This window comes from Nocardioides sp. NPDC004968, from assembly GCF_040608935.1.
GTDB lineage: Bacteria > Actinomycetota > Actinomycetes > Propionibacteriales > Nocardioidaceae > Nocardioides.
This window is the reverse complement of the sequence record NZ_JBEXJF010000003.1, coordinates 193,341-205,851: the sequence shown is the minus strand read 5'-3', so window position 1 is coordinate 205,851 and position 12,511 is coordinate 193,341. Positions and strand designations below refer to the sequence as shown.

General features: G+C 68.1%; 12 protein-coding genes. 4 read left to right on the top strand and 8 right to left on the bottom strand.

Going from position 1 to position 12,511, the window contains the following annotated elements; translation table 11 throughout:
• Nucleotides 1-50: 50 nt before the first annotated feature.
• A complete protein-coding gene (locus tag ABZU72_RS05650) occupies nt 51-1,571 on the top strand; it encodes a hypothetical protein (RefSeq protein WP_355017893.1) in 1,521 nt (506 codons plus the stop codon).
• A gap of 113 nt (nt 1,572-1,684) precedes the next feature.
• Here ABZU72_RS05650 and ahcY read toward each other — a convergent pair whose 3' ends face one another.
• Entirely contained in the window at nt 1,685-3,124 is a 1,440-nt protein-coding gene (gene ahcY, locus ABZU72_RS05645; protein ID WP_355017892.1) for an adenosylhomocysteinase, read from the bottom strand.
• A gap of 176 nt (nt 3,125-3,300) precedes the next feature.
• Between ahcY and ABZU72_RS05640 the strand changes: the two genes are divergently transcribed.
• Nucleotides 3,301-4,470, top strand: a complete 1,170-nt coding sequence (locus tag ABZU72_RS05640) for a serine hydrolase domain-containing protein (protein ID WP_355017891.1) — start codon at nt 3,301-3,303, stop codon at nt 4,468-4,470.
• On the top strand, nt 4,467-5,792 hold the full coding sequence (locus ABZU72_RS05635) for an NAD(P)-binding domain-containing protein (protein ID WP_355017890.1): 1,326 nt from the start codon (nt 4,467-4,469) through the stop codon (nt 5,790-5,792). The genes ABZU72_RS05640 and ABZU72_RS05635 overlap by 4 nt, the downstream gene beginning before the upstream one ends.
• A gap of 11 nt (nt 5,793-5,803) precedes the next feature.
• On the opposite strand, the gene ABZU72_RS05630 is transcribed toward ABZU72_RS05635, so the two are convergent.
• From ABZU72_RS05630 to ABZU72_RS05600, 7 genes are all read right to left on the bottom strand, one after another.
• The gene (locus tag ABZU72_RS05630; protein WP_355017889.1) at nt 5,804-6,763 is read right to left on the bottom strand and encodes a DUF808 domain-containing protein; all 960 of its coding nucleotides are present in this window, start codon (nt 6,761-6,763) and stop codon (nt 5,804-5,806) included.
• 27 nt (nt 6,764-6,790) lie between these two features.
• Nucleotides 6,791-7,609 carry a transporter substrate-binding domain-containing protein gene (locus ABZU72_RS05625; RefSeq protein WP_355017888.1) on the bottom strand — a complete coding sequence of 273 codons (819 nt, stop codon included), beginning with the start codon at nt 7,607-7,609 and terminating at the stop codon, nt 6,791-6,793.
• Nucleotides 7,610-7,729: 120 nt separating this feature from the next.
• Nucleotides 7,730-8,542, bottom strand: a complete 813-nt coding sequence (locus ABZU72_RS05620; protein WP_355017887.1) for a transporter substrate-binding domain-containing protein — start codon at nt 8,540-8,542, stop codon at nt 7,730-7,732.
• Nucleotides 8,543-8,858: 316 nt separating this feature from the next.
• A complete protein-coding gene (locus ABZU72_RS05615) occupies nt 8,859-9,890 on the bottom strand; it encodes an SIS domain-containing protein (protein WP_355017886.1) in 1,032 nt (343 codons plus the stop codon).
• Nucleotides 9,891-9,897: 7 nt separating this feature from the next.
• Complete coding sequence (locus ABZU72_RS05610; RefSeq protein WP_350659366.1) at nt 9,898-10,098, bottom strand: Trm112 family protein; 201 nt, start codon at nt 10,096-10,098, stop codon at nt 9,898-9,900.
• Nucleotides 10,095-11,483, bottom strand: a complete 1,389-nt coding sequence (locus ABZU72_RS05605; RefSeq protein ID WP_355017885.1) for a phosphomannomutase/phosphoglucomutase — start codon at nt 11,481-11,483, stop codon at nt 10,095-10,097. Before ABZU72_RS05605 ends, ABZU72_RS05610 begins: the two co-directional genes overlap by 4 nt.
• 19 nt (nt 11,484-11,502) lie before the next feature.
• Nucleotides 11,503-11,955 carry a DUF3499 domain-containing protein gene (locus tag ABZU72_RS05600; protein WP_355017884.1) on the bottom strand — a complete coding sequence of 151 codons (453 nt, stop codon included), beginning with the start codon at nt 11,953-11,955 and terminating at the stop codon, nt 11,503-11,505.
• Between ABZU72_RS05600 and ABZU72_RS05595 the strand changes: the two genes are divergently transcribed.
• Nucleotides 11,954-12,370, top strand: coding sequence for a metallopeptidase family protein (locus ABZU72_RS05595; RefSeq protein WP_355017883.1), 417 nt, complete (start codon nt 11,954-11,956; stop codon nt 12,368-12,370). The two genes, ABZU72_RS05600 and ABZU72_RS05595, sit on opposite strands and share 2 nt — an antisense overlap.
• Nucleotides 12,371-12,511 lie beyond the last annotated feature (141 nt).

Genomic DNA, 12,511 nt, shown 5'->3' with positions numbered 1-12,511 from the left:
CAGGTTGGACGGTTGGCACCATGCTGACCGACAGAACCTGAAAGTCACTGATGTCAGAGAACATGCCCGGTCAGAGCCCGTCCGGACCGGAGGCGACAGAGATCCTCGATCTCGGCGGAAGGCCCGCCGGAAAGAGCAAGAAGCCGCTGGTCATCGGCGCGGTAGCCGTCGTGGGCGTCGCTGTGCTGGCGACCGCCGGCACCGTCACCGCGGTCGCACTGAGCAGCGCCGGTGGCTCCCCGGCAGAAGCGTTCCCCGCCTCGACCGTCGCTTACGCCGAGATCGACCTGACCGAGGCCAAGAGCGCCCTGCCGACGCTGCGCAAGCTGCCTTCGCTCGAGAAGGAGCTCGGCCTGAAGAAGGGCGAGGACCCGCGCGAGGCGCTGTTCACCAACGCCTGTGACGACCTCGACTTCGCCAAGGACGTCGAGCCGTGGATCGGCTACAAGGCCGCGGTCGGCGCAGTCCCGACGGACGCGGAACCGGTGCTCGCGTTCGCACTCCAGGTCACCGACGAGTCCGATGCCGAGGCCGGCCTTCCCAAGCTCGCCGAGTGCGGCGGCTCGGAGTCGGCCTGGTCGGTCGGTGACGGGTGGGCGCTCATCGCGGAGACCGACGGCGACCTCGCCACGATCGAGAAGGCGGTGGCGGCCGGCACCCTGGCCGAGGACGCCGGCTTCGAGAAGTGGACCGGTGACGTCGGCGGCACCGGGTTCATCACGGCGTACGCCGCGAAGGAGCTGCCGGACGCCATCGCCGAGGCGGCTGAGAACGGCGCGTTCGACGAGGCCGAGGGTGAGCTCGCCGAGAACCCGATGGGTGGGATCGCGCCGTTGCCAGACCCGGCTGCCCTTGCCGACACGATTCGGTCGGCGATGAAGGACTTCGGCGGTGCGGCCTTCACCGTACGTGCCGACGAGAACGCCTTCGAGCTCGAAGCCGCCTCGTCGATGGGCGAGCAGGCCGAGTCCATGGAGGCCGGCACCCTCGCCGGCACGCTTCCGAAGGACACCACCGCGGTGATCGCGGCCAACCCGGCCGATGGCTGGCTCACGACCGGTCTGGCCGGGAGCGGCGCGGAGGACCAGTTCACGCAGATGCTCGGGATGGCACCCGGCGATCTCGAGAAGCTCCTCGGTGACAGCTTCGCGATCGCGGCCGGCGAGATCGACCTGAGCGCTCCGGACTCCCTGGACATCGGGATCAAGCTCGACGGTGCCGATTCCGCCGATGTCGAGAAGTTCGTCGGCGACCTCACCGCGGGCTTCGGTGCCGAGGGCATCGTCAGCGTCGACAGCGAGGGCGAGGTGACCTCTGTCGGGATGGGGGACTACAGCAAGGACCTGCTCGCCGACGGTGGCCTGGCAGAGACCGACAAGTTCAAGAACGCGGTCCCCAACGCCGAGGACTCCTCCGGGGTGGTCTACCTCGACTTCGACGGTCTCGACGAGCTGGCGGCAGCCGAGGCTCCCGAGGTCGCCGACGACATCGAAGCGCTCGGCCAGCTCGGCTTCAGTGCCTACCTCGACGGCGACACCTCGCGAGCCCTGGCTCGCATCACCGTCGACTGACCTGCCGAGCCGAGTCGGCTCGAACTGACAAGATCCATCGCCGAGTCGGCTCGTCATGACGAGCCGACTCGGCGAGGTTTTCGGTCAGAACGAGCCGACTCGGCGAGGGTTGGTCAGTAGCGGTAGTGGTCCGACTTGTAGGGCCCCTCGACCGGGACGCCGAGGTAGTCGGCCTGCACCTGCTTGAGCTCGGTGAGCTCGACACCGAGGGCGCCGAGGTGGAGGCGGGCGACCTCCTCGTCGAGCGCCTTGGGCAGGACGTAGACGCCGATCGGGTACTCGTCGGTCTTGGTGAAGAGCTCGATCTGGGCCAGCGTCTGGTTGGTGAAGGAGTTCGACATCACGAAGCTCGGGTGACCGGTGGCGTTGCCCAGGTTGAGCAGGCGGCCCTCGGAGAGCACGATGATCTTCTTCCCATCAGGGAAGATCCACTGGTGGACCTGCGGCTTGATCTCGTCCTTGACGATGCCCGGGATCTTCGCGAGGCCGGCCATGTCGATCTCGTTGTCGAAGTGGCCGATGTTGCCGACGATGGCCTGGTTCTTCATCTTCTCGAAGTGCTCGACCCGGATGATGTCGAAGTTGCCGGTCGTGGTGATGAAGATGTCGGCGGTCTCGACGACCGACTCCAGGCGGCGGACCTCGTAGCCGTCCATCGCCGCCTGCAGCGCGCAGATCGGGTCGATCTCGGTGACGATGACGCGAGCGCCCTGGCCGCGCAGCGACTCCGCGGAGCCCTTGCCGACGTCGCCGTAGCCGCACACGACCGCGACCTTGCCGCCGATCATCACGTCGGTGGCGCGGTTGATGCCGTCGATGAGCGAGTGGCGGCAGCCGTACTTGTTGTCGAACTTCGACTTGGTGACCGAGTCGTTGACGTTGATCGCCGGGAAGAGGAGCGAGCCCTCCTTGAACCGGTCGTAGAGGCGCAGGACACCGGTGGTGGTCTCCTCGGTGACGCCCTTGATGCCGTTGGCGATGTTGGTCCAGCGCTGCGGGTCGTTCGTCAGCGAACGGTCGAGGACCCGGAGGACCTCCTTGAACTCCTCGTTGTCGGTGGAGTCCTGGCCCGGCACGGCGCCGGCCTTCTCGAACTCGACACCCTTGTGGACGAGCAGCGTGATGTCGCCGCCGTCGTCGAGGAGCATGTTGGGGCCGACCTTGTTGCCGTCGGCGTCGGTGAAGTCGAAGACCTTCTCGGCCTCGTCCCAGTACTCCGCCAGGGTCTCGCCCTTCCAGGCGAAGACCGGGGTGCCCTGGGGGTCCTCGGCGGTGCCGTTGCCGACGACGACGGCAGCGGCGGCGTGGTCCTGGGTGGAGAAGATGTTGCAGGTGGCCCAGCGCACGTCGGCGCCGAGCGCGGTCAGCGTCTCGATCAGGACGCCGGTCTGGATCGTCATGTGCAGCGAGCCGGCGATGCGGGCGCCCTTGAGCGGCTGGTCCTTGCCATAGCGCTCGCGCATGGCCATCAGGCCCGGCATCTCGTGCTCGGCGAGGGAGAGCTCCTTGCGGCCGAACTCGGCCAGGCTCAGGTCGGCAACCTTGTAGTCCATGGTTATTCCTTACCGAAGTTAATGCGGGCCTGCGTCGCGCATCTGCGCATCAGCGGGATCTCCCACGCAGGTTGCTCTCAGACTACAAGCGCTCGTCGACGGGAGCGGTAATCCGCAACCAACAGTTCGCCCGTAACCCTGTCGAAAACTAGAACAAGTTCCTATTATTGGCGGGCATGACGGCACCCACACCCGACCCGCACACGGTCCAGGGCGACTGCGCCCCTGCGTACGCGCCCCTGCGCGACCTGCTCGCGCGCAACCTCTCCTCCGGAGCCGACCTCGGTGCCTCCGTCGCGGTGATCCGTGACGGCGAAGTCGTGGCTGATCTGTGGGGTGGTGAGGCCCGGCCGGGCGAGGCATGGCAGGAGGACACCATCGTCCGGGTCTGGTCGGTGACCAAGACGATGGCTTCTCTGACCGCGCTCGTGCTCGCCGACCGTGGCCAGCTGGACCTGGACGCTCCGGTCGCGGACTACTGGCCCTCGTTCGCCGACGAGCGGGTTCTCGTACGTCAGCTGCTCTCTCACACCTCCGGCATGTCCGGGTGGACCGAGCGGCTCTCCACCGAGGCGCTCCTGGACCTGCCGCTCGCCAACGAGATGCTCGCCCGGCAGGAACCCTGGTTCGAGCCGGGCTCGGGGTCGGGGTACCACATGGTCTCCTACGGGCATCTGGTCGACGGCCTGGTCCGTGCCGCCACCGGGAAGCCGCTCTCGGAGGTGTTCGCCGAGCTGGTCGCGGGGCCACTGAGGGCCGACTTCCACCTGGGTGTCCCGGAGAGCGAGCTCGGCCGCTGCGCCGACCTCGAGGCTCCCCCGCCCGGAGGGATCGACGTCGCCGCGCTGCCCGAGGGCAACCTGATGATCCCGACCCTGGTCAACCCGAGGCTGGATCCGGCCGAGTTCAACACGGCCCCGATGCGTACGGTCTCGTTGGCGGGGATCAACGGGCACGGCAACGCCCGCTCGATCGCCCGGATCCAGTCGGCCGTCTCCCACGGTGGGGAGGTCGACGGCGTACGTCTGCTGTCACCGACCACGATCGAGCGGATCTTCGAGGTGCAGGCCGACGGTGTCGACCAGGTACTGCTGACGCCGATGCGATGGGGAATCGGCTACGGCCTGCCGCAGCCGGTCGCGGCGCCGGCGGTGCCCGAGGGACGCGTCTGCTGGTGGACCGGCTACGGCGGCGCGATCGTGGTCAACGACCTGGAACGACGGGTCACGGTGGCGTACGCGATGAACCGGATGACCCAGCACATGACCTCCTCGCAGCGCACCGACGCCTATGTGCGCACCGCCTTCGAGTGCGTGGAGGCGGCCGGCATGGAGGTGGCCCGATGAGCGAGGTCAAGGTCTGCGTCATCGGCGCCGGTTGCTCGGGGATCACGACGGCCAAGCGGCTCAAGGAGTTCGGGGTCGCCTACGACCAGTTCGAGCTCTCCGACGACGTCGGCGGGAACTGGTACTTCCGCAACCCCAACGGCCTCTCCTCGGTCTACGAGTCGTTGCACATCGACACCTCGACCAGCCGACTGGAGTTCGAGGATTTCCCCGCGCCGGTGTCGTTCCCGCACTTCCCGCACCACACCCTGATCCACCAGTACTTCCGCGACTACACCGACCACTTCGGGCTGCGGGAGCAGATCACGTTCAACACCGGCGTCGAACGAGCCACGCAGCGCGAGGACGGCTCCTGGGAGGTCAGCCTGTCGACCGGGGAGACCCGGTCCTACACCGATCTGGTGGTCGCCAACGGCCACCACTGGTCACCGCGGCTGCCTGCCTGGAAAGGCGAGTTCGCCGGCGAGATCGTCCACAGCCATTCCTACGTCTCCCCGTTCGAGCCCGTCGAGATCCGCGGCAAGCGGGTGATCGTGGTCGGGATGGGCAACTCGGCGATGGACATCGCCTCGGAGCTGTCCTCGCCCTGGATGGCGTCGAAGCTGTACGTCTCCGCGCGCCGGGGCGTGTGGGTGCTGCCGAAGTATCGCAACGGGCAGCCGGCCGACAAGGTCATGGCGCCGCCCGACATCCCCAAGGAACAGGCGCTGGCGGCCTCCCGCGAGCTGATCCGCGGGCTGGTCGGGTCGATGTCGACGTACGGGCTCCCGGAGCCCGACCACGAGCCACTGTCCGCGCATCCGTCCGTCAGTGCCGACTTCCTGACCAAGGCCGGCTCGGGCGACATCCACATGCTTCCCGAGATCGCTCGGTTCGAGGGATCGACGGTGCACCTCGTCGACGGCTCGTCGGTCGAGGCGGACGTGGTGATCGCGGCGACCGGCTACGACATGTCGTTCCCGTTCTTCGACCCCGCCGAGGTCTCGCTGCATCCCGACGCCGACCACCGCTATCCGCTGTTCAAGCGGATGATCAAGCCGGGCGCCGACCACCTCTACTTCATGGGGCTCGCCCAGTCCTCCCCCACCATCGTCAACCTCGCCGAGCAGCAGTCCAAGCTCCTGGCCCGCCTGATCACCGGGAGCTATGCGCTTCCACCCGTCGAGGAGCAGGAGCGCATCCTGAAAGCCGACGAGCAGGCTCACCTGGAGCAGTACTACGCCGCCCCACGCCACACCATCCAGATCGACTTCGCCCGCTACGTCATCGACCTGATGGCCGAGATCGAGGCCGGGGAGGCACGAGCAGCCGGGGCCGGGTAGGCGCAGGTGCGTCAGTGCTTCTTCTTGAACGGCAGCAGGTGGAGTACGCCGACCACGATCGCGCCGACGATGAGCCCGACGAGCGCGGAGAAGAAGGTGTTGACCAGCCAGGCCGCCGCTGCGCCGACGGCACCGAGGGCGTGGTGGACCTCCTCCTCGAGGTGGTGCACGGTGTCGTAGGGCCACGCCCAGCCGGGGTGGCCGGCGGCGAGGCCGTTGACGTCGTGGACACCGACCAGGATCAGGTGGCCACCGACCCAGAGCATCGCGACGGTGCCGACGACCGAGATCACGGCGAGCACCTTCGGCATCGCGGAGACCATGCCCAGGCCGAGCCGCTGGGCGAAGGCGCCGGGGCGCTGGGAGAGCGACAGGCCGGCGTCGTCCATCTTCACGATCAGGGCGACCACGCCGTAGACCACGATCGTGATCAGGAATGCGACCGCCACCAGGGCGCCGAGCCGCATCCAGAAGCCCTGGTCGATGACCTCGTTGAGCGCGATCACCATGATCTCGGTGGAGAGGATCAGGTCGGTGCGTACGGCACCCGCGATCATCGTCTTCTCGGCCTCGGGCCCTTCCTCGACGACCGGCGTCTCGTGGGCGTGCTCGTGCGGCCGGACCCACTCCAGCACCTTCTCGGCGCCCTCATAGGCGAGGAAGGCGCCACCGAGCATCAGGATCGGGGTGATCGCCCACGGCGCCCACTGCGCCAGGATCAGCGCCACCGGCAGGATGATCAGGAGCTTGTTGCGCAGCGAGCCGAAGGCGATCTTCTTGATGATCGGCACCTCGCGCTCTGCGGCGATGCCGTGGACGTACTGCGGCGTCACCGCGGTGTCGTCGATGACGACACCGGCGGCCTTGGCCGAGGCCTTGCCGGCGGCAGCGCCGACGTCGTCGACGGACGCAGCCGCCAGCTTGGCGATGGCGGCTACGTCGTCGAGGAGTGCGAAGAGTCCGGCGCTCATGCTCGGAACCTTATCGGGTGGGTCCCGTTACTCGACGCCCTGCTCCCGGAACCGTTCCGAGAGCGGGTACTCCCTGAAGTAGTCGGTCTTGATCCGCAGCCAGTCCCCGTTGACGATCATCTCGTCGATCGCGTCGTCGGCCTGGTCCCTGAGCCCGTCGCCCTTGCGGAAGACGAAGGCGATGGGTGCCTTGTCGGACGGAAAGACGATCCGCTCCTCCATCGTGATCGGGGCGCTCTTGATCAGTCCTTCGGTGAACGGCGCATCGTAGAAGAACGAGTCCGCCTTGCCCGCGGCGACCGCCTCGAGCGCGGCCGCCTCGTTCTTCCGCTTCACGATCTCGGCCTTGGGGAAGCGGGCCTTGAGGATGCTCTCCTGCGCGGTGCCGTCCACGATGGCGACCCGGGTGCCGTTGATGTCCTTGAGCTTCTTGATCGGGGAGTTCTTCGGGGTGGTGAAGGACAGGTAGGTGACGAAGTAGGGGTGCGAGAAGTCGTAGGCCTCCTCGCGCTCCTCGGTGACACTGACCTGGGAGGCGATCATGTCGATCTTGCCTTCGTCGAGAGCCGTGAACAGGTCGGCGAAGTCCATCGGTATGAAGGACGGCTTGATGCCGAGCGACTCGGTCACGCCGAGGGCCATCTCGTAGTCGAAGCCCTTGGCGGCGGAGCCTTCGGTGTAGTAGACCGGGGCGCTGTCCAGCACACCGATCTTGAGCTGGCCGTCATCGGCGGCGCTGCTGCGCCTGGCGGAGGAGGGGCCGGTCGTCTCAACCGTGTTGGAGACCACGATCAGGATCACCAGAAGGGTGACCGCGCCCGCAAGGATGAACTTCAGGGATTTCATACGACGTCCTGGTTGGGGGGAGGGGTGCGCCGAGACACTGTGACCTGACTGAGCCAGGCCAGCGGGCATCGTAGGCTACTGGACTTCAGGCGCCCCAAAGTGGGGCGAGCCGGGTCAGGCTCAGGCGCCCTTGTCCTTGAAGACCTCCGAGAGCGGGTACTCCTTGAAGTACTCCTTCTTGATCTTCAGCCACTTCCCATCGAGGATCATCTCCTCGAGGACCCCGTCGATCGTCTCCTTGCGCTCGTCACCCTTCTGCATGACGAACCCGATCGGAGCATCGTCCGCCGGGTAGACGATCGCCTCCTTCAGGGTGATCGGCGCCCGGCCGATGATCGGCGCGGTGTAGGGCGCGTCGTAGAAGAACGCGTCGGCCTCGCCGGTCTCGATCGCCTTGACCGCGGAGTCCTCGTCCTTGGCCTTGATGACGTTGACGTTCTCGTACTGCTCGTCGAGGTAGCGCTCGTGGATGGTGCCCTCGACGACCGCGATGTTCTTGCCGTTGATGTCCTCGCGCTTCTTGATGGGCGAGTCCTCCGGGGTGAGGAAGGACAGGTACGTGACGAAGTAGGGCGCGGTGAAGTCGAAGTCCTGCTTCCGCTCCGCGGTCTCGGTGACCTGGGCGCCGATCATGTCGATCTCACCGGCCTCGAGCGCGGTGAAGAGGTCGCTGAAGTCCATCACCACGAACTCCGGCTTGGCACCCAGACCCTCGGCGACGCCGAGCGCCATCTCGTAGTCGAACCCTTTGGTCACGCCGTCGACCTTGTAGAAGGCCGGCTCGGTACCGTCGACACCGATCCGCAGCGTGCCACCGGCGGAGGCACTCTTCTCGTCGGTCGCTTTGGGGGCTGGGTCGGCGAAATAGCCGCCGATGACCAGGACCCCTAGGAGGGCCAGGGCGCCGGCGACGACAAACTTGATGTGATTCATGCGGAAGTCCTGTGTTTTCGGGATGGTGGGGCATGCCCGTCACGTCGGCGCCGAGAATCCGAGACGTGCTGGCCAAGAGTGGCCGGACGATGTTGCATCAAACACCTGTCTGCTCCCCCGCGTCCAGGTTTTCGTCCATCGTCGTCACGATCTGTCGCGATCCGTGACCGAACCTTCACCGCAGTGCGTGACACAGATCACTCGCATCGTTCACCTTCGAGAAGCCGGCCCAGGTGAACGGAATCAAACACAGACACCCGCGCATCAGGCGCCCTTTTCCCTGAAGACCTCACACGGTTCGGTCCGTCATTCGGAATTAACCGTCGTTAACCAGGCCCAAACGAAGATACTCCGCGGAGTATGTGCCCTGGAGCAGCAGGGACGCGTAGCGGGCGACCTCCGTGGTCGCGTTCGCCTCGACGACCTCCACCCGTACGCCGCGCGTGTCCGCCGCCTCGGTGAGCAGGCGTCGCTGCTCGACCATGATCGGATCGGTCGCGCCGTCGTCGAGGATGACCAGAACGGGACGTACGGACGCCTCCTCCTCGGCGAAGGGGTCGTCGAAGACGTTGCGCGGCCGCGCCGCCTCGAGGACCGGGAGCAGGTCGTCGGCGTCACCGGCGATGGCACCGCGGCCGCTGGCCCGGCGCAGGTTCTCGGCGACTCGACGGGCCGCGCGAGCGGCCAGGACGGAGCCACCCCACACGACCGGGAGCGAGTCGGCCAGCGAGATCGCCAGGATCTTGCCCGGGTTGACCGAGATGTCGCGATGCGGCGAGCAGGCGGTGGCGACGTCGTCGAGCGCGTCGGCCACCTTGTCCGCGTCGGCCTCCGGGCCGAGACCGACCGAGTTGAGGTAGGTGAGCATCAGGATCGCCATCGCGAGCGTGTCGCCGCCCTCGACCGGAAGCAGGGTGCTGTCGCGCCCCTCGGCGTGCTGGGCGACCAGCGACTTCTCCGGAGCGGCCACGACCAGCTGGGCGCCACGGCGGACGGCCTCGGCGGCGGCCGAGGCCTCACCCGGGTCGGAGCCGGTCGGGGCCAGCACGACCACGAGGTCGAGGCTCCCCGCCCAACCCGGCAGGCCTGGGGCCGGCCAGGCGACGAACGGCACCGGGCAGAACGGCTCGAGGACGGCCCGCAGCAGGCGGGAGTCGGGACCCGCCGCGACGACGGCCCGGGGGCGGCCGGTCTCCGCGGCGCGGCGTACGGCCTCCTGCAGGGGCTCTGCGGCACCCGCAGCCTCCCGGCGGACCCGGGCTCCGGACTCGGCCAGCGAACGCAGCAGCAGGTCGATACCGGCCAGCGCCCGCTCGTCGTCCAGCCTGGACTCGTCGAACCAGGTCATCGCGGCCTCACTCGCCCTTGGTCGGACGGGCCTCGTCGATGAGCAGGACAGGGATGCCGTCGCGGACCGGGTAGGCCAACCCGCACTCCCCTTGGCAGACCAGCTCACTGTCGGCCTCGACAGGCAGGAGGTCGCCATGGCACTGCGGGCAGACGATGATCTCGAGCAGCTTCTCGCTCAGGCCCAGAGGGGTCGTTGCGCCAGTCATGTTGCGTTGTCCTTTCGGATGATCGCGAGCGCCTCGTCGCGCACGCGCTCCATGGTGAGTGTGTCCTTGCCCTCCGCGTTGAGCCGCAGCAGCGGCTCGGTGTTGGAGGCGCGTACGTTGAACGACCAGTCGGCGTGGGAGAGGGTCAGGCCGTCGAGTCTGTCGACGGTGACGCCGTCGCGCTCTGCGTACGCCTTCTCGATCTCGGCCAGGGTGGCGGCCTGGTCGGGGACGGTGGAGTTGATCTCGCCGCTCATCGGATAGCGAGCGTAGGCAGCCAGCAGATCGCTCAGCGGCTTGTCCGTCTCGGCGAGGGCGGCGAGGACGTGCAGCGCGGCGAGCATGCCGGAGTCGGCGCGCCAGAAGTCGCGGAAGTAGAAGTGGCCGCTGTGCTCCCCGCCGAAGGCCGCCTCGGACTCGGCCATCACGGCCTTGATGTAGGAGTGGCCGACGCGGGTGCGTACCGGGGTGCCGCCGAGCTCGCTCACGATCTCCGGAACCGCGCGGGAGGTGATCAGGTTGTGGATGATCGTCGCGCCCGGCTCCTGGGCCAGGGCACGCTCGGCGATCAGGGCGGTGATCGCGCTCGGGCTGACCACGTCGCCCTTCTCGTCGACCAGGAAGCAGCGGTCGGCGTCGCCGTCGAAGGCCAGGCCGGCGTCGGCGCCGGTCTCGCGGACCTTGGCCTGCAGGTCGACCAGCGTGGTCGAGTCGAGCGGGTTGGCCTCGTGGTTGGGGAAGGTGCCGTCGAGCTCGAAGTACATCGGGATCAGCTCGACGGCGTCGGCGCCCAGGCGGCCGAAGACCGCAGGCGCGGTGTGGCCGGCCATGCCGTTGCCGGCGTCGGCGACGATGGTGAGCCGGCGACCCTTGACCGGGGCCAGACCGAGCAGGTGCGCGGCGTACGCCTCCAGCACATCGGTCTCGCTGATGTCGCCGGAGATGTCGGCGATCGGAGCCTGGCCGGAGATGACCAGGTCGCGGATCTCGTCCAGCCCGGTCTCGGCGCCGACCGGGACCGCGTTGGCCCGGCAGAGCTTGATGCCGTTGTACTGCGCCGGGTTGTGGCTGGCGGTGAACATCGCGCCCGGCAGGCCGAGGTGACCGGAGGCGAAGTAGAGCTCGTCGGTCGACGCCAGCCCGATCATCGTCACGTCGGCTCCCGCCTCGGTCGCACCGTCGGCGAAGGCTCCCGAGAGCGCCGGGGAGCTCGGGCGCATGTCGTGGCCGACGACGATCGACCCACCGCGGGCGCCGACGACGTGCACGAAGGCACGCCCGGCGAGTCGGGCGAGGTTCTCGTCGATCTGGTCAGGGACGGTGCCACGGACGTCGTACGCCTTGAAGACGGCGTTGGCGATGTCGGGGTCGACTCTCTCCGGCATGTCCGGAACTCTAGTCGTCCTACTCCGACGTCAGCACGCGGAGGTGCCCGCGGCGGGTGCCGCCGGGGCGAGGCTGGCCGTCATTCGCCCCCGGCTCGTCGGCTTCGTCCTGCGCGGGGGCCCCGACGGGTCCTCGCGGGGACGGAGCCGGCGGCCTCGCGGCCTCACGGACGGCATCGGCCAGAGCGAGCAGGTCATCGCCCTTCGGCTGCGGGTCGACGGGCTCACGGGCCAGCCTGACGACCTCCCAGCCCCGAGGCGCGGACAGCCGCTCGGCATGCTCCTCGCACAGGTCATAGGCATGCGGCTCGGCATAGGTCGCCAGCGGGCCGAGGACGGCCGTCTGATCGGCGTACACATAGGTGAGCGTGCAGACGGCTTGACGCTGGCAGGCGGTACGCGAACAACGACGAGCAGTCACGGGTGAACCGTACTCCCCTGAGGCCAGCCGCGCAGTTAGGCTCGCGTACATGACCAGGCACAGGGATCGGCATGGCCGTGGGACTCGCGGCCCGATGGCGGTCCCCACCGACCCGAAGGTGCCGGTCCTGCGCACCCGCCGCGAGCGCTTCGACGACATCGCGCTCGCCATCGTCACCGAGATCGACGGTCGCTGGCAGTCACGGCTCGGCCTGATCGAGTACGCCGTCGAGGAGTCGCCGGACATCCCCAAGGAGTGGACCGTCGAGGACCACATCCCGCTCGGGTCGCTCGAGCGTGGCTCGGGCGCGAAACCCGCGCGGCTGGTGATCTACCGGCGGCCGATCGAGCACCGCTGCCACACCCGCTCCGAGGTCGAGGCGATGGTGCTCATGGTCGTGGTCGAGCAGATCGCGGACCTGCTCGGGATCGCCGCCGAGGACGTCGATCCGCGCTACCAGCCTTGAGGGCGAGTCTTTCTCGTACCGGCGCGCTTTGGTACCGAGATTTTGTGGCTGGTCTGGGCCGCCGACCCGTTCTTCGAGGGTCTTCTCGACCTGCCCCGGAGTAAAGGACGGCCTGCGGCCGCCGGCTTCGCCGGTCGCCTT